Raw genomic sequence first — 15,442 nt, 5'->3', positions numbered from 1 at the left:
AACCCGCCGGGGCCGAGGCCCCCGATGGCGCGTCGGTCACGGGCGGCACACGCGGGTGAGGCTCGTCATGCGCCCACTCTGCCTCCCGGCAGCCGTGTTGCCGAGGGGTCGAGGCAACTCGGACCCGCTCCCCCGCGCGGCGTCAGCGGCTGAGCGCCGTCTCCTGGTCCACGCGCGCCAGCTTGTGCGGGTTCCGCACGGCGTAGATGGCACCGATGCGACCATCCGCGACCACCAGGCTCATGACGGTGTTGAGCTCGCCCGCCATGTCGACGCGCACCGCCGGGCCGCCGTTGACGCGCATCGGCACCGTGACGAAGTCGTCCGTGTACTCGCGCAGCATCGACAGGAACGCCGCGACGCGCCCCGCGCCCCGGATCGGCCTCGGGAGCGCCGACACGATGCCGCCACCGTCCGACACCACCACGACGTCGGGCGCGAGCAGGTCGAGCAGCGCCTGGATGTCGCCGCCCTCGACGGCCGCGATGAACCGTGCGACGACGGCCTCCTGCTCGGCCCGGCTCACGGAACGACGCGGCCGCCGCTCCGCCACGCGCGAGCGCGCCCGGTGCGCGATCTGCCGGACGGCCGCGGGCGAGCGGTCGACGGCGGCCGCGATCTCGTCGTACGGGGTGTCGAACACCTCGCGGAGCACGAACACGGCGCGCTCGACGGGCTCGAGCGTCTCGAGCACCGTCAGCATCGCGAACGACACGCTCTCGGCGAGCGCGACGTCGTCCGCCACGTCGCCCGCGACCAGCAGCGGCTCGGGCAGCCACTCCCCGACGTAGTCCTCGCGGCGGCGCGCGAGCGTCCGCAGCCGGTTCAGCGCCTGCCGCGTCACGATCCGCACCAGGTACGCGCGCGGGTCGCGCACGTCGGCGCGAGCCTCGTCGTCGAGCGCCGCCCACCGGAGCCACGTCTCCTGCACGACGTCCTCGGCGTCGGTGGCCGAGCCGAGGACCTCGTAGGCGACCGTGAACAGCAGGCGCCGGTGGGTGACGAACGGGTCGTCGGTCATGCGCGCGACGCTACGCGGCTCGGCTGCGCGAGGGGCGGCAGGCCGCACGAGTCCGCGAACTCCGCCGACGTGATGCCGAGCGGGTTGTTCGTCCGCGAGTAGAGGTTCTCGAGCGCGATCGTCGCCGTGAGCTCGACCAGGCCGGCCGCGCCGAGCGCGTCCAGCAGCCGCGCCGAGAGCTCGTCGGTCACCGTCGGCGGCGTGGCCGTCACGGCCTCGGCGTACTCCAGCACGTCACGCTCGAGCGGCGTGAAGACGTCGGACTCGCGCCAGCGCGGGACCTCGCGGGCCTTGTCGAGGTCGAGGCCCTTGGTGTGCGCCGCGAAGTAGCCGAGGTCGAGGCAGAACCCGCAGCCGATGCTCGCGGCGGCCGCCATCGACGCGAACGTCTTGAGCTGCTCGTCGCACGCGTGCCACTTCGCCGCCTTCCGGCCGAGCCCGAAGCTGAAGTTCAGGACCTTCCTGTGGTGCCACAGGACGCCCAGCCCGTCGGGCACCTTGCCGAACGTCCTGCGGCTCATGCGCGTGACGAGCGCGCCGTACAGGCCGTCGATCTCGGCGGGCGGGACACGGGTGCTGGTGGTCATCGTTCCTCCTCGTGGGGTGCTGACGACATCCAGACACCGCCCGCGGCCGATCTGTGACAGCCGCCGCGACGGCAGCGGCCCGAGCGTCAAGTCGCCGGGCACGGGTGCCGATGGGTGAGTGCGCCGTGTGGTGCGCCGAACAGGAGGAGGGGCCATGATCGCGGCCACGGATTGCGCGTACGGGACCTGCACGTCCGCCGAGGGCACGGGGTACCTCATCGGCATGCTCATCGGCTACGTGGTGATCCTCGGCCTCGCCCTCTGGCTGTACGCGCGCATCGTCGGCAAGGCCGGCTACAGCCGCTGGTGGGTGCTGATCGTGTTCGTGCCCCTCGCGAACCTCGTGGCCTTCGTGCTCTTCGCCGCCAAGGAGTGGCCGGTGGAGCGCGAGCTGCGCGCGCTCCGGCTCCAGGCCGCGGTCGCCGGCGGGCGGTCGATCTCCCCGGCGCGGTTCGGGGACGTCCCGTACACCGCCGGCGCCTACGGCCCGCCCGCGCCGGGCTACGGCGACCCGTACGGCCAGGGCGCCTACGGCTCGACCCCGACGGCGCCCTACGGAGCGGCTCCGACGACGCCGTACGGCGCTCAGGGCTCCGCACCCGAGTGGCCCGCCGGCGGACCGGCGTACGGCCAGCCGCCGCAGTACGGCCAGCAGCCGCCTTACCCGGGCAGCGCGCAGCCCGGCCCGACGGACCCGACGCAGCGCCCGCCCAGCTGGGGCTGATCCCGCAGCTCGACCCACCGCGCGCGGAGCCATCCGGGAGCGCGGGCCCCGAGCTCACCCCACGGTGACCGCCGCGGCGCGATAGCTGCCGGCCCGCACGTCGTCCAGCAGCATCGGCCCGGCCGGCCGCCACCCGAACGCCTCGCGGGCGCGCTCGGCGGAGAGTCGGCTCGTCGTCGCGAGCACCCGGGCCAGCGGACCCATCCGCTGCTCCGCGACGGCGAGCGGGACGGACGCCGCAACGGTCCCGGTGAGGTCCGCGATCGCCTCGGCGAGCTCCCGGAACGTGAAGTGCGCTCCCTCGGCCACGTTGAACACTCCCGCGACGGGGCGCTCCACCGCCGTGACGTACAGCGCCGCGAGGTCGTCGACGTGCACCGCCGACCACGCGTTCTCCCCGCTGTCGACATACGCGGCGACCCGGGCCACGGCCGCGCCCTCGACGAGGCTCCTGACGAGCCCCGAGCCGCCGCGCCCGTGGACGAGTCCCGGCCGCAGCACGATCGGCGTGATACCCGCCGACTCGAGCACGAGCCGCTCGGCGGCCGCCTTGAACGGCTGCGCGCTGATCTGCGGCAGCGCCGCGTCCTCGCTCGTGTCCTGCGCGGGGTCGAACCCGTAGACGAGGGCCGTGCTGGTGTAGACGACGGGCGCCGCGGTCCTGCCGGCGTCGCCGCCGGACGAGGCGGCACCCGCGACGAGCGCGGCGACCGCGCGCAGCTCCGCCTCCGTCGCGTCCGGTGCCCCCGGCTGCTCGACCGCGGCGTGCACCACGGCGTCCGCGTTCGCCGCCGCATCGCGCAGGACGTCGAGGTCGGCCAGCGAACCGCGCACCGGCGCTGCGCCTGCCGCGGCCAGCGCCTGCGCCGCGTGCTCCGAGCGCGCGAGCGCCCGCACGTCGTGCCCCGCCGCGAGCAGGTGCTCGACGAGCACTCCCCCGACGTACCCCGTGCCACCTGTGACGAAGACCTGCATGACTGCTCCCACCGCTCGGACGACCCGGACGGGGTGACGCTAAAGTCTGACGTCAGCGTCAAGGTCAAGCCCCGGGAGGCGACGATGCGGATCGGCGACCTCAGCGCCGCGACGGGCTCGAGCCCACGGGCGCTGCGCTACTACGAGGAGCACGGCCTGATCCGCTCCGAGCGCGAGCCGAACGGGTACCGCCGCTACGACGAGGCCACGGTCGGCGACGTCCGCACCATCCGCTCGTTGCTCGACCTCGGCTTCCCCACCGAGCTGATCGCCCAGATCCTGCCGTGCACGGGCGAGGCGGGGCCGGTCGGCGACTGCACGGCCCTCATGGCGCGCGCGACGGAGCTCCGCGACGACATGGACGACAAGGTCCGCCGGCTCGCGGCAGCGCGCGACGCGCTCAGCGACTTCGTGGCGCGGCAGGGCACGCCGGTCTGACGCACCCGGGTCTCGCGCCGCTCGCGACCGGCGCCTACCGTGGCCGCGTGGCCACCTGGGACGACGTGCGAGCGGTCGTCGCGGCGCTGCCCGACACCGACGAGCCGTCCGAGCACGCCTGGAAGGTGCACGGCAGGTCGCTCGCTTGGGAGCGACCGCTGCGGCGCGCGGACCACGAGGCGCTCGGCGACGCCGCGCCCACGGGCGACATCCTCGGCGTGCGGACCGCCGGCCTCGACGCCAAGGACGCGCTGCTCGCGTCGTCCCCGCAGGTGTTCTTCACGACGCCGCACTTCGACGGCTACCCCGCCGTGCTCGTGCGGCTCGCCGAGATCGGCAGCGACGAGCTGACCGAGGTCGTCGTCGAGGCGTGGCTGCACCAGGCGCCGAAGCGCGTCAGCGCCGCCTGGCTGACCGAGCACCCCGACGCGCTGCCCTGAGTCGGCGCGGCTACGGGATCCGGATCGTCGCGACCGTCGTCGTGCGGCCGGCGTGCACCGTGACGACCTCGGACGCGTTCCGGTACCCGCCGACATAGTCCCGGTCGGTCTCGAACAGGTACGTCGTGCCCGCGTGCAGGCCCGTGATCGTGAAGACGCCCGACGCGTTGGTGCGCACGTCGCGGCCGCTGAGGGTGAGGACGTGGACGCCGACCGCCGGCTTGCCCTGGGCGTTCAGCACGCGGCCCGTCACGGTGCCCGGCCTCGTCAGCCGCACGTTCGCCTTCGCCGCGTGCCCGGCCGTCACCTTGAGTGCGACCGTGCCGTAGGCGTCGACCGTCACCGACGTGGGGTCGACGGTCACCCGGTAGCTGCCCGACACCGCAGCCTTCACGGAGTAGTGCCCGTGCGCGTCGGTGCGCGTCCTCTTGTAGACGGTCTTCCGCGCGTCCATCACCAGCACCAGGGCGCCGACCGCGGGCTTGCCGGCGGCCGTCTTCACGGTGCCGGAGACCGTGACGAGCCGCCCGCGCGTGAGCGTCCCGAGGTTGAGGTGCTGGTGCGCCTTGAGCGTGAGCTTCTTCTGGACGTTGCTGCCGTCGATCGTCAGGTAGTACGTCCCGGCCGCGAGCGACCACAGCGAGATCTTGCCGGTCGAGTCGGGTCGGAAAGTGCCGAGGATCGCGTGGTGCGCGTCGAACAGCGACACGTCCTGCTTCGTGGGGCTCGAGCCCACGGTGCGGATCGTCACCGCGAGCCGGGCGTCGTCCGACGTCTTCAGCGTCGGCGCGTTGACGGTCGCGCCCTGCACGGCGCCGACCGTGCGGACCGGGCTCGACGCGCCTTGGGCATACGCGGCCACGGCCACTGGTCCTGTCGCCAGCCCGCGCAGCACGTACCGACCGTGGCCGTCCGTCTTTGCCGTGGCATGACCGGCGCGGGTCGTGTTGAACCCCTCCACGTCGATGTACTTCGCCGGCTTGCCCGACGCTGTCAGGACGCTGCCCTTGATCGTCGCCTGCGCGACGATCGCGATGTCGACGCCGGCCGCGGCATGGTCGAGCTGGAGCGTGACGGAACGTGCATCGGGCCGCCGCACCGTGTTGCCGTAGTAGGTCGTGAAGGTGGCGCCGTCGACTCCTTCGACGTACGGACGGTAGGTGCCGACCGACGCGCTCGTCACCGACCAGGTGCCGGTCGAGCTCGTGAAGACCGAGTTCACACCGGGCACCACCACGACGGCCGAGGCCTTGGGGGTCCCTGCAAGCGTGACCTTTCCGGCAAGCGTGCCCGGGCGGTGCATCCGGAGCTGCAGGCCCGTGGAGTCGTGCGTCGTGAGATCGAGCCGCGTGGCTCGACCACCCGAGATCACGTCGTCGTAGTACCCCCGCTCGTAGCCGTTGTCGTAGGCCGTGTAGGTGACGTAGTAGGACCCGGTGGCCACCGGGGCGACGAAGTTGCCGTCGGACTCGGCGGATATGACGTCGGAGCTTCCCGCGTCGGACGAGAGGTCGACCGAGGCTCTCATCGGGTTGCCAGTCGCCGCGTCGACGACGGTGCCAGTCACGAGCGAGACGCCGGGTTCGGCGACAGTCAGACTGACGTCGGTGTCGGCCACGGTGATGGTGCGGTAGATGTACGGAACAGAAGCGGGTGCCGGCGCGAGCACCATGAGGTAGTCCCCGGCTGCGAGGCCCGGGAAGCTGACGACGCCGTTCTGGTCGGACGTCGCCGACCACGTCGCGCCCCCATATTTGACCTGCAGGTCGACCGGCTGCCTCGGCAACGGTGTCCCGTGCTCGGTGGTGAGCGTGATCGCGACGACGTGCGTCGCGTCCTCCGCAGCCGCGGGCGTCGCCGCGAGAGTCGCGCCGAGCACCGCCAGCGCTACGACAGCCGTCGTCATCCTGCGCACGTCAACCCCGCCCCCTGGACGCCGCACACCGGCGAGACCGGCACACACCGTCCCAGACGGCACAGCCCGCGCACAGCACCCGCGCGGGTGACCCCGCCGGCGCCGGCATGCGTCAGTCCCGCGCGTACCGCCGCACGAACGCCGCGACGATCCGGTGCGGCTCCGTCACCGTCGCCGACCGCACGCGCGCCACCACCTCGTCGAGCTCGTCCGGCGCGTAGTACCCGTAGTCCCGGTAGATCGTCAGGCGCGTGACGATGCCGGCGGTGTCGAGCTCGGGGTGGAACTGCGTCGCGTAGAGGTTGGACCGCACGCGGAACATCTGCACCGGGCAGGCAGGAGAGTTGGCGAGCAGCACCGCGTCCGGCGGCAGGACCCTGCAGGCCTCCTTGTGGCCGACGAACGCGTCGAACTCATCCGGCAGGTCCGCGAGCAGCGGGTCGGCACGGCCCTCGTCGGTCAGGCTGACGCGCACCGCGCCGATCGGCTCGCCGTAGGTCCGGTCGACGACGCCGCCCTGGTGCACGCCGAGGGTCCCGACGCCGTAGCAGGCGCCGAGGAACGGCAGGTCGCGCGCGACGGCCTCGTCGAGCAGCGCCGACATCTCGGCCTCGACGCGCAGCTGGAGCGGCGACTTGTGAGCCGCTCCCGCGTCGAACGGGCTGCCGCCGACGATGACCCCCGAGATCGCGTCGAGGTCGAGGCGCGGCATCGGACCGGCCTCGAGTCGCACGCGCACGAGCTGCTCGGGCGTCAGGCCACCGCAGCTCAGGAACTGCTCGTACTCGCCGTCGGCGGCGAGGTCCTCGGCGCGCGACGCGAGCAGCACGAACGGGAGCACGTGGCCGACGCTAGGGCGCGCCGCACGCGCGCGCTCGGCGGAGGTGACGACCGCGGCTCAGACGTGCGCCGCGGGAGCCGTGGGCCGCCGTGCGACCCGGCGCGCGTCGTCCGGCCCGAGCACCCACCGCACCACGCGCGTCACGAACGCGCCGCCCGCGAGCGCGATCCGCCGCCGCGCCGGGCCGGGCACCCGCAGCCCGAGCTCGGCGACGGCCCAGTCGGGCAGCGACGCGACGGCCGCTCGGCGCAGCAGCGCGTAGGCGGGCCGCAGCGTCCACGGCATCGCGGGGTTCCGCACCAGGAACGCGACGGTCTCGGCGGCGTCGGGCCCCGCGCCCAGCTCGGGCCGGAACCGCTCGATCGCCGCGTCGAGCTCGGCCACCGTGGTCGGCACGTCGGTCGCACCGAGCGCGCGCGCCACGACCCCCGCCTGACGCACGTACTCGTCGGCACCGGCGGCGTGGAGCGGGCGCTGACCGAACCGCTGCTGCGCGCGCAGGAAGCTGTCCGTGCCCGCGACGTGCACCCACAGCAGCAGGTGCGGGTCGTCGGCCCGGTACGGCTGTCCTCCGGCGGTCCGGCCGCGGATCCGCTCGTGGACGTACCGCACCCGGTCGACCGCGGCCTGCGCGTCCCCGTCCGCGGCGAACGCCATCTCGGCGAGGAACGTGCTGGTCCGGGCGAGCCGGCCCCACGGGTCCTCGCGGAAGTCGGAGTGGCGCGCGACGGCCGTCATGACCGCCGGGTGCAGCGTCTGGAGCAGCAGTGCGCGCAGGCCGCCGACGAACATCGACGCGTCACCGTGCACGCGCTGCACCGGCGAGCCGGCCGCGAACCACCGCTCGCCCGGCGCCCCGTGGATGCGCGCGCGGTTCGCGACGCCGTCCGGACCGGAGACGCGCGCGAACAGTGACTCCCCGATCCGCGCCCGCAGTCCCATGGCCCCATCCTGCGTCGCCGCGCGCCATTCTGGCGACGCGGGCTGCGCTGAGCGGGTGAGGCGGACGAACCCTCGTGACGGCGACGCCCCGCAGGCCCGATCATGGGGCCCGTGCGAACGGACCGGCGGACGATGGTCGCGACCGCCGTCGGCTCCCTCGTGGTGGGCGGCGTGACGGGCGCGGTCGTCACCGGGCTCGGTGTCGGCGCCCGCGCGGACGAGCCCCCGCTCCCCCGGCTCGTGACGCAGACGTCGACGTTCGACCCCACGACGATCGGCGACGACGCGCTGCCGCAGCAGATCGAGAACCGCGGCTACGCGTGCCCGGCGTTCACGTTCCTGGCCCCGGACGGCGACCACACCGCGAGCGCACGCAGCTGGTCCGTCACCCTGAGCCGCTCGGGGACGAAGGTCGTCGGCTTCAACGTGTCGTGCGTGAAGTCGGCGGACGCCGGCGGGCTCGAGGCCGTCGTCGACGCGATGCGCCGCGCGACCTCCGGGCCGCAGCTCGTGCGGGAGCCGGTGGTCGAGGTGAGCGCGTTCGGGGCCGCGACCCGGACCGACCAGCGGATGGCGCCCACGACCACGCTGACGCAGTGGTGGGTCGAGCGCGACGGCTGGATCGTCACGGCCGGCGTCCTGAGCCCGGACGCCGTCGCCGCCGACTCGGTCGCGGCCGCCGAGGCGATGCTGTCGACGTGGCACTGGGGCCCGCCGGGCTCCTGAACGTCAGAGCGCCCCGGCGCGCACCGCGTCCACGCCCTTGTTCGCCAGCGCGTCCGCACGCTCGTTCCCCGGGTCGCCGGCGTGGCCCTTGACCCACACCCAGTGCACGGTGTGCCGCGCGACCTCGGCGTCGAGCGCCATCCACAGCTCCTGGTTCTTGACGGGCTTCTTGTCGGCGGTGCGCCAGCCGTTGCGCTTCCAGCCGTGCACCCACTTCGTCACGCCGTTCATCACGTACTGCGAGTCCACGTGCAGCGTGACCTCGCACGGCCGGTTCAGCGCACGCAGGCCCTCGATGACGGCCGTCAGCTCCATCTGGTTGTTCGTCGTCAGCAGCGCGCCGCCGAACAGCTCGCGCTCGCGCTCGCCGAACCGCATCCACGCGCCCCACCCGCCGACGCCCGGGTTCCCCTTGCAGGCGCCGTCGGTCCACATCTCCACCCGGGGAAGGTCGTCGGTCACGCGCACACCCTAGGCGGCAGACCGCTCCCCGACGGCGCGCGGCTCGGAGGTCGCAGCATCGACCAGGCGACGACGGCGGCGCACGGCCGCGCTCACACCGGCGCACATTGCCCCGACGACGAGCCCCTCGACCGCGACGAGCCCGTGCGCGTCCGCGAGCCAGAGCCACGCCGCGAGCCCGACGACGCCCGCGAGCACCCCGAGCGCCCGCGCGCCGGCGTGCCCGACCACGAGTGCTGCGCCGGCGAGCGACCCCGCGAGGAAGAACGTCAGCCCGGAGCTGCCGGCCCAGTCGCGCGCGTCCTGCGACCCGGCCACGGCCCCCGCGACGGCCCCGACGAGCACCGGGACCGCAGCGCCCCCGATCACGAGCCCGAGCGCGAGCCGCCACCCCCAGTGCCACTGCACCAGCGCGGCGACCGCCGCGAGCGTCAGCACGTTGAACACCACGCCCGGCCACCCCGCGTCCTGCAGGAGCACGGCCGTCCCGTGCCGCCACCAGCCGCTCCGCGCGGGGTCGGCGTCGAGCGCAGCCGTCGCCCCGGGCCACGCGTGCTGCAGCACGACTCCGCCGACCGCGAGCGCACCGAGGGCCACCGCGAGCCACGGCACGGTCCGGGACGGGATGGTGTCGCCGTCGACCAGCAGCAGCCCGCAGAGCAGCAGGACCACCATGAGCGCAGCCGTGACGACGAGCATCGACGCCCTCCGATCGGTGCGGTCGCGCCCCCTGCGCGCGTCCGGCGGGTCGACGCTACGCGTGTCCGGCACACAATTCAAACAGTGTTCGAAACGCCGGTCTACGCTGACGCCGTGAAGCTGACCGCCGAGCGCATCGTCGACGCGGCGCTCGCGGTGTACGCCGAGCGCGGCTCCGCGGGCCTGTCCATGCGCGCGGTCGCCGCCCGGCTCGACGCCCAGGCAGGCAGCCTCTACTACCACGTGCCCGACAAGGCGGCCCTCCTGCGCCTCATGGCCGACCGCATCGCGCTCGAGGCCCATGACGCCGGCACGACGGCTCTCGCGGCACTCGCCGACCCCGCCGACTGGCGCGCGTCCCTGACGGCACAGGCGACCGCGGTGCGCGCCACGATCCGCCGCCAGAGCGGCGGCGCCGAGCTCCTCGCGGCCGCGCCGTCGCTCGCGAGCACCGGCGCGCTGACGCTGGTGGAGCGCCTCCTGAGCACCCTCACGGGCGCGGGCCTCACCCGCACCGACGCGGGCGTCGTCGCGGACACCGTGCTCGGCTACGTCACCGGCTTCGTGCTCCAGGAGCAGGCCGAGCGCGGGCCGGACGTCGAGCTCGACCCGCACGCGTGGGCGCGTCTGCGCGCGGCGTTCCCCGTCACGTTCGAGCAGGCCGCGGGCGTGGACGACGACGAGACGTTCGCGCGCGGCCTCGCCCTGCTCTGCGCGGGCGCCGAGGCGCTCCGTGCGACCATCGACCCACCATGAGCAGCACCGCGACGCCCCCTGGCACGCTCGCCGACGCCGTCCCCGCCGACCCGTACGACCCCGACGCGTTGTACGACGCGTTCACGGGGTGGGCCGCCGGCCAGGGGCTCACGCTGTACCCGCACCAGGACGAGGCTCTGCTCGAGCTCGTCACCGGCGCGCACGTGATCCTCTCGACGCCGACCGGCTCGGGGAAGTCGCTCGTCGCCACGGCGGCCCACTTCGTCGCGCTGGCACAGGGCCGGCGCACGTTCTACACCGCCCCGCTCAAGGCGCTCGTCAGCGAGAAGTTCTTCGCCCTCGCGGCCGCGTTCGGCTCGCAGAACGTCGGCATGATGACGGGCGACTCGTCGGTCAACCCGACGGCGCCGATCATCTGCTGCACCGCCGAGATCCTCGCCAACCTCGCGCTCCGCGACGGCGCGGACGCCGACGTCGGCCAGGTCGTCATGGACGAGTTCCACTTCTACGCCGACCCGCAGCGCGGCTGGGCGTGGCAGGTACCGCTGCTCGAGCTGCCGCGCCCGCAGTTCGTGCTCATGTCGGCGACGCTCGGCGACGTCGGCTTCTTCGCGGAGGACCTCACACGCCGCACCGGCCGCACGGTCGCCGTGATCGCCGACGCCGAGCGCCCGGTGCCGCTGACGTTCTCCTACGCGGTCGAGCCGCTGCACGAGCTCCTCGACGAGCTGGTCCACACCCACCGGGCACCCGTCTACGTCGTGCACTTCACGCAGAAGGAGGCCGTCGAGCGCGCGCAGTCGCTGCTGTCGACTCCGCTGGCCAGCCGCGAGCAGCGCGACCGCATCGCCGACGAGCTCGGCGCGTTCCGGTTCGGCCCGGGCTTCGGCCGCACGCTGTCCCGCCTGCTGCGCCACGGTGTCGGCGTGCACCACGCGGGCATGCTGCCCAAGTACCGCCGGGTCGTGGAGCGGCTGACGCAGAAGGGGCTCCTGCCCGTCGTGTGCGGCACGGACACCCTCGGCGTCGGCATCAACGTCCCGATCCGCACCGTCGTCCTCACGAGCCTCGTCAAGTACGACGGCGTGCGCATGCGGCACCTCTCGGCGCGCGAGTTCCACCAGATCGCGGGCCGTGCGGGCCGTGCGGGCTTCGACACGGTCGGCGAGGTCATCGTGCTCGCGCCCGAGCACGTCATCGAGAACCGCAAGGCGCTCGAGAAGGCGGGCGACGACCCGAAGAAGCAGCGCAAGATCGTCCGCAAGCAAGCGCCGCCCGGCCACGTGAACTGGACCGACAAGACGTTCGAGCGCCTGCGTGACGCGCCACCCGAGCCGCTGACCTCGCAGTTCGCCGTCAGCCACGCGATGGTGCTCCACGTGCTGGCCCGCCCGGGCGACCCCGTCGCGGCGATGACGCGCCTGCTCACCGACAACCACGAGCCCGACGCCGCGCGCGGCCGGCACGTGCGCCGCGCCATCGCGGTCTACCGCTCGCTGCGCGCGGCCGGAGTCGTCGAGCGCCCGTGGGTCGACGACGCCGCCGCGCCGAAGGGCCGCCGCCGGGCGGTGTCCCTCGCGCACGAGCTCCCGCCGAGCTTCGCGCTCAACCAGGCGCTGTCCCCGTTCGCCTACGCCGCGCTCGACCTGCTCGACCGCGAGGACCCGGCGTACGCGCACGACGTGGTCAGCGTCATCGAGGCGACGCTCGACGACCCGCGCCAGGTGCTCGCCGCGCAGGAGAACCGCGCGCGCGGCGAGGCGGTCGCGGCGATGAAGGCCGAGGGTCTCGAGTACGACGAGCGCATGGCGCTGCTCGAGGACGTCACCTACCCGAAGCCGCTGGCCGAGCTGCTCGAGGCGGCGTTCGCGACGTACCGCCGCGCCAACCCGTGGGTCGCGGACCTCGCGCTGTCCCCCAAGTCCGTGGTGCGCGACTTGCACGAGCGCGCCATGACGTTCGCCGAGTACGTGAGCTTCTACCAGCTCGACCGCACGGAGGGGGTGCTCCTGCGCTACCTCGCGGACGCGTTCCGCGCGCTGCGCCAGACGGTCCCGCCGGAGGCGCGCACCGAGGAGCTGGCCGAGGTGATCGAGTGGCTCGGCGACCTGGTCCGGCGGACGGACTCGAGCCTGCTGGACGAGTGGGAGCGCCTGTCCAACCCGATCGACGAGCCGGGTGCGGACGCGCCGGGCGCGGTCGACGACGACACCCCCGAGCCCGTCACCGCGAACCCGCGCGTGCTGCGCGCGCTCGTGCGGGGCGCGATGTTCCGCCGGGTCGAGCTCGCCGCGCGCGAGGCGTACGGCGCGCTCGAGGGCCTCGGTGACGTCGACGCCGACGGCGACCGCTGGACCGCCGACCGCTGGGCCACCGCGCTCGACCCGTTCTACGACGACCACGACGAGATCCTCACCGGCGCCCCCGCCCGCGGCCCGGGCTTGTTCCTCGTGACGCCCGGCCCGGCCACGTGGCAGGTGCGCCAGCTCCTCGACGACCCCGCCGCCGACCACGACTGGCGGATCGACGCCGTCGTCGACCTCGCGGAGAGCGACGAGGCAGGCGAGGTGCGGCTCCGGATCACGGCCGTCGGACCGCTCTGAGCCGCGACTCGACGGGCTCCGACCAAGGTAAGGCAAACCTGCATCTGCGCAGGTCAGGGGAGCCTTTCCTGCGGTGACAAGCGCGCGGAAGCGACCTACCGTGGCTGCATGACGACGTTCTCGACGGCCCTGCTGCGGCCCTCCGACCCGGCCGGCCCGGTGTCGTCTGCGTCGCTCAACCGGCTGCGCGCGGGCGTGCTCGGCGCCAACGACGGCGTCGTGTCGATCGCCGCGACCGTCGTCGGGGTCGCGGGCGCCGCGGCCTCACCCAGCACCATCGCCCTCGCCGGTGGCGCGGCGCTCGTCGCGGGCGCGCTGTCGATGGCGGCCGGCGAGTACGCGTCGGTCAGCAGCCAGCGTGATGCCGAGCGCGTCGCGGCCGCCGCGGGCCGTCCCGTCGCCGGCGCCGACGACGAGGCCGACTTCACCAACCCGTGGCACGCGGCCATCGCGTCGCTCGTCGCCTTCACGCTCGGCGGCCTGGTGCCGCTGCTCGTCGTCATCGCGCCGTGGGGCATCGCGGCGCGGGTCCCCGCCACGTTCGGCGCGGTCCTGGTCGCCCTCGTGCTCACCGGCTGGGCCTCGTCGCGGTTCACGGGGGCCTCGGGCCGCCGGTCGGTCCTCCGCAACGTCGTGGCCGGCTCGATCGCGATGGCGGTCACCTACGGTCTCGGCGTCGCGTTCGGCGGCGTCGTCTGAGCCGTCGGCCCGCGGGCGGCACCTGGTCGCCTACCGTTGCGCCGTGGCCAAGGACGCACGCAGCCCTGCCGGGACGCCGGCGCTCGTCGCGCTCACGGCCGCCGGTGTCGCGCACACCGCCCACGCGTACGTGCACGATCCCGCGAGCACCCTCGGGTACGGCCTCGAGGCCGCGCACGCGCTCGGCGTCGAGCCGGAGCGCGTGTTCAAGACGCTGCTGACCACCGTCGACGGGCAGCTCGTCGTCGCCGTGGTGCCCGTGACGACGACGCTCGACCTCAAGGCGCTCGCCGCGGCCGCGGGCGGCAAGAAGGCGGCGATGGCCGAACGGGCCGCGGCGGAGCGCGCCACCGGCTACGTGGCGGGCGGCATCTCGCCGTTGGGGCAGAGGACCGCGCTGCCGACGGTCGTCGACGAGACGGTCTGGCTGTTCGACACGGTGCTCGTCTCGGGCGGACGTCGGGGGCTGGACGTGGAGCTCGCGCCCGACGACCTGGTGCGGCTGACGTCCGCGACCGTCGCCGACGTGGCACGCGGCTGAGCACGGGTAGCGTCGACGACCATGCCCGAGCCCGTCACCGTCGACGACGCGATCGCGGACCGCCTCGCCTCTGTGCGTCGGCGCGTCTCGGCCGCAGCGCGCGCCGCCGGGCGCGAGCCGGCCGACGTGCGCATCCTGCTGGCGACGAAGACCCAGCCAGCCGAACGGGTTCTCGCGGCGCTCGCCGCCGACGCGGCTGCCTGCGCCGCCGAACCCGCGTTGCAGCGCGTGCTGGTCGGCGAGAACCGCGTGCAGGAGCTCGTCGAGAAGGGGCCGCACGTCGGTCCGGCGGCGCCTGCGATGCACCTGATCGGCCCGCTGCAGTCGAACAAGGTGAACGCCGCGCTGCGCTGGGCGACGTGCGTCGAGACGGTCGAGTCGCTCGAGCCCGCGCAGCGGCTCTCGTCCCGCGCGCCCCGCGAGCTCGACGTGCTGGTGCAGGTCAACGTGTCGGGCGAGCAGACCAAGCACGGCGTCGACCCGGCCGACGCCGTCGACCTGGCCATGCGCGTCGCGTCGCTGCCGTCGTTGCGGCTGCGCGGCTTCATGACGATCGGCGCCCGCTCGCCGGACGACGAGCTCGTGCGCGCCGGCTATGCGCGGCTCCGGGCCCTGCGCGACGAGGTGCTCGCATCGGGTGCGCCGGGCACCGACGACGCGCTCGAGCTGTCGATGGGCATGAGCGGTGACCTGGAGGCGGCGATCTCCGAGGGCGCGACGATCGTGCGCGTCGGCACGGCGGTGTTCGGCGCCCGCGCCACGGTCTAGCGGAACGTCCGCCCAGGCTGCCCGCTCGCACCCCGGGCGGTCCCGCCGCGCAGCACCACGGTCCGAAGGGCGGCGGAGCGCCGGCGGCGTGCCGCACGGACCTCGCGGTCCTGCAGCAGCGCCAGCCGGCGCAGGTCGCGCTCGACACCGGACTCCGGCACGGGCCCCTGCTCCCGTCCGACACTCGCGGTCGTCTGCGTGATCGCCATGCCCGCCCCCCTCTGCGCACGACCAGGAGCAGCCGCCGCTGGGCCTGATACATCGCTCGCCGGGTGAAACGACGACGTCGACGCCGGTCGCTCGGCCGGTCGCGCCGGGCGCGCTCCACGACCCCTGCGCCGGAC

The 15,442-nt window shown here is 74.3% G+C and carries 18 protein-coding genes; 9 read left to right on the top strand and 9 right to left on the bottom strand.

Going from position 1 to position 15,442, the window contains the following annotated elements; all coding sequences use genetic code 11:
- Positions 1-142: 142 nt before the first annotated feature.
- Together QRT04_RS16710 and QRT04_RS16705 are read right to left on the bottom strand one after the other, a co-directional pair.
- Positions 143-1,021, bottom strand: a complete 879-nt coding sequence (locus QRT04_RS16710) for an RNA polymerase sigma-70 factor (protein ID WP_289456834.1) — start codon at positions 1,019-1,021, stop codon at positions 143-145.
- Positions 1,018-1,608 (bottom strand): carboxymuconolactone decarboxylase family protein, encoded by a 591-nt coding sequence (locus tag QRT04_RS16705; RefSeq protein ID WP_289456833.1) that lies wholly within the window; start codon positions 1,606-1,608, stop codon positions 1,018-1,020. Before QRT04_RS16705 ends, QRT04_RS16710 begins: the two co-directional genes overlap by 4 nt.
- 154 nt (positions 1,609-1,762) lie before the next feature.
- Here QRT04_RS16705 and QRT04_RS16700 point away from each other — a divergent pair, with 154 nt between their 5' ends.
- Positions 1,763-2,332 carry a hypothetical protein gene (locus QRT04_RS16700; protein ID WP_289456832.1) on the top strand — a complete coding sequence of 190 codons (570 nt, stop codon included), beginning with the start codon at positions 1,763-1,765 and terminating at the stop codon, positions 2,330-2,332.
- Between the two features lie 54 nt (positions 2,333-2,386).
- Here QRT04_RS16700 and QRT04_RS16695 read toward each other — a convergent pair whose 3' ends face one another.
- Positions 2,387-3,307 carry an NAD-dependent epimerase/dehydratase family protein gene (locus QRT04_RS16695; RefSeq protein WP_289456830.1) on the bottom strand — a complete coding sequence of 307 codons (921 nt, stop codon included), beginning with the start codon at positions 3,305-3,307 and terminating at the stop codon, positions 2,387-2,389.
- A 33-nt stretch (positions 3,308-3,340) separates the two neighbouring features.
- Here QRT04_RS16695 and QRT04_RS16690 point away from each other — a divergent pair, with 33 nt between their 5' ends.
- A complete protein-coding gene (locus QRT04_RS16690; RefSeq protein ID WP_289456829.1) occupies positions 3,341-3,745 on the top strand; it encodes a MerR family transcriptional regulator in 405 nt (134 codons plus the stop codon).
- 47 nt (positions 3,746-3,792) lie between these two features.
- Complete coding sequence (locus tag QRT04_RS16685) at positions 3,793-4,185, top strand: MmcQ/YjbR family DNA-binding protein (protein ID WP_289456828.1); 393 nt, start codon at positions 3,793-3,795, stop codon at positions 4,183-4,185.
- 10 nt (positions 4,186-4,195) lie between these two features.
- On the opposite strand, the gene QRT04_RS16680 is transcribed toward QRT04_RS16685, so the two are convergent.
- The 3 genes from QRT04_RS16680 to QRT04_RS16670 form a co-directional block, all read right to left on the bottom strand.
- Positions 4,196-6,091, bottom strand: coding sequence for a carboxypeptidase-like regulatory domain-containing protein (locus QRT04_RS16680; RefSeq protein ID WP_289456827.1), 1,896 nt, complete (start codon positions 6,089-6,091; stop codon positions 4,196-4,198).
- 121 nt (positions 6,092-6,212) lie between these two features.
- Positions 6,213-6,941: a glutamine amidotransferase gene (locus tag QRT04_RS16675; RefSeq protein WP_289456826.1), complete on the bottom strand. Its 729-nt coding sequence runs from the start codon at positions 6,939-6,941 to the stop codon at positions 6,213-6,215.
- 57 nt (positions 6,942-6,998) lie between these two features.
- On the bottom strand, positions 6,999-7,883 hold the full coding sequence (locus tag QRT04_RS16670) for an oxygenase MpaB family protein (RefSeq protein ID WP_289456825.1): 885 nt from the start codon (positions 7,881-7,883) through the stop codon (positions 6,999-7,001).
- A gap of 111 nt (positions 7,884-7,994) precedes the next feature.
- Here QRT04_RS16670 and QRT04_RS16665 point away from each other — a divergent pair, with 111 nt between their 5' ends.
- On the top strand, positions 7,995-8,609 hold the full coding sequence (locus tag QRT04_RS16665; RefSeq protein WP_289456824.1) for a hypothetical protein: 615 nt from the start codon (positions 7,995-7,997) through the stop codon (positions 8,607-8,609).
- 3 nt (positions 8,610-8,612) lie between these two features.
- Here QRT04_RS16665 and rnhA read toward each other — a convergent pair whose 3' ends face one another.
- Together rnhA and QRT04_RS16655 are read right to left on the bottom strand one after the other, a co-directional pair.
- Positions 8,613-9,071 carry a ribonuclease HI gene (gene rnhA / locus QRT04_RS16660; protein WP_456064477.1) on the bottom strand — a complete coding sequence of 153 codons (459 nt, stop codon included), beginning with the start codon at positions 9,069-9,071 and terminating at the stop codon, positions 8,613-8,615.
- Positions 9,072-9,080: 9 nt separating this feature from the next.
- Positions 9,081-9,770, bottom strand: coding sequence for a hypothetical protein (locus tag QRT04_RS16655; RefSeq protein WP_289456823.1), 690 nt, complete (start codon positions 9,768-9,770; stop codon positions 9,081-9,083).
- A gap of 114 nt (positions 9,771-9,884) precedes the next feature.
- On the opposite strand from QRT04_RS16655, the gene QRT04_RS16650 reads away from it, so the two are divergent.
- The 5 genes from QRT04_RS16650 (at position 9,885) to QRT04_RS16630 (ending at position 15,098) form a co-directional block, all read left to right on the top strand.
- Positions 9,885-10,526 (top strand): TetR/AcrR family transcriptional regulator C-terminal domain-containing protein, encoded by a 642-nt coding sequence (locus QRT04_RS16650; protein WP_289456822.1) that lies wholly within the window; start codon positions 9,885-9,887, stop codon positions 10,524-10,526.
- Positions 10,523-13,090, top strand: coding sequence for a DEAD/DEAH box helicase (locus QRT04_RS16645; protein WP_289456821.1), 2,568 nt, complete (start codon positions 10,523-10,525; stop codon positions 13,088-13,090). The genes QRT04_RS16650 and QRT04_RS16645 overlap by 4 nt, the downstream gene beginning before the upstream one ends.
- Positions 13,091-13,198: 108 nt before the next feature.
- Positions 13,199-13,789, top strand: a complete 591-nt coding sequence (locus QRT04_RS16640) for a VIT1/CCC1 transporter family protein (protein ID WP_289456820.1) — start codon at positions 13,199-13,201, stop codon at positions 13,787-13,789.
- Positions 13,790-13,832: 43 nt separating this feature from the next.
- Positions 13,833-14,330, top strand: a complete 498-nt coding sequence (ybaK, locus tag QRT04_RS16635; protein WP_289456819.1) for a Cys-tRNA(Pro) deacylase — start codon at positions 13,833-13,835, stop codon at positions 14,328-14,330.
- Positions 14,331-14,351: 21 nt separating this feature from the next.
- Positions 14,352-15,098: a YggS family pyridoxal phosphate-dependent enzyme gene (locus QRT04_RS16630; RefSeq protein WP_289456818.1), complete on the top strand. Its 747-nt coding sequence runs from the start codon at positions 14,352-14,354 to the stop codon at positions 15,096-15,098.
- Here the strand turns inward: QRT04_RS16630 and QRT04_RS16625 are convergent.
- The gene (locus QRT04_RS16625) at positions 15,095-15,307 is read right to left on the bottom strand and encodes a hypothetical protein (RefSeq protein WP_289456817.1); all 213 of its coding nucleotides are present in this window, start codon (positions 15,305-15,307) and stop codon (positions 15,095-15,097) included. The two genes, QRT04_RS16630 and QRT04_RS16625, sit on opposite strands and share 4 nt — an antisense overlap.
- Between the last annotated feature and the right edge of the window lie 135 nt (positions 15,308-15,442).

The sequence above is a fragment of the Cellulomonas alba genome (assembly GCF_030362835.1).
GTDB classification, from domain to species: Bacteria; Actinomycetota; Actinomycetes; order Actinomycetales; family Cellulomonadaceae; genus Cellulomonas; species Cellulomonas alba.
This window is presented reverse-complemented; position numbering and strand designations above follow the sequence as displayed.

Bases quoted from the DNA above. Each gene is read 5' to 3' on its own strand.
- QRT04_RS16710 (WP_289456834.1), bottom strand. From the start codon at position 1,021: ATGACCGACGACCCGTTCGTCACCCACCGGCGCCTGCTGTTCACGGTC.
- QRT04_RS16705 (WP_289456833.1), bottom strand. From the start codon at position 1,608: ATGACCACCAGCACCCGTGTCCCGCCCGCCGAGATCGACGGCCTGTAC.
- QRT04_RS16700 (WP_289456832.1), top strand. From the start codon at position 1,763: ATGATCGCGGCCACGGATTGCGCGTACGGGACCTGCACGTCCGCCGAG.
- QRT04_RS16695 (WP_289456830.1), bottom strand. From the start codon at position 3,307: ATGCAGGTCTTCGTCACAGGTGGCACGGGGTACGTCGGGGGAGTGCTC.
- QRT04_RS16680 (WP_289456827.1), bottom strand. From the start codon at position 6,091: ATGACGACGGCTGTCGTAGCGCTGGCGGTGCTCGGCGCGACTCTCGCG.
- QRT04_RS16670 (WP_289456825.1), bottom strand. From the start codon at position 7,883: ATGGGACTGCGGGCGCGGATCGGGGAGTCACTGTTCGCGCGCGTCTCC.
- QRT04_RS16655 (WP_289456823.1), bottom strand. From the start codon at position 9,770: ATGCTCGTCGTCACGGCTGCGCTCATGGTGGTCCTGCTGCTCTGCGGG.
- QRT04_RS16645 (WP_289456821.1), top strand. From the start codon at position 10,523: ATGAGCAGCACCGCGACGCCCCCTGGCACGCTCGCCGACGCCGTCCCC.
- QRT04_RS16640 (WP_289456820.1), top strand. From the start codon at position 13,199: ATGACGACGTTCTCGACGGCCCTGCTGCGGCCCTCCGACCCGGCCGGC.
- QRT04_RS16630 (WP_289456818.1), top strand. From the start codon at position 14,352: ATGCCCGAGCCCGTCACCGTCGACGACGCGATCGCGGACCGCCTCGCC.
- QRT04_RS16625 (WP_289456817.1), bottom strand. From the start codon at position 15,307: ATGGCGATCACGCAGACGACCGCGAGTGTCGGACGGGAGCAGGGGCCC.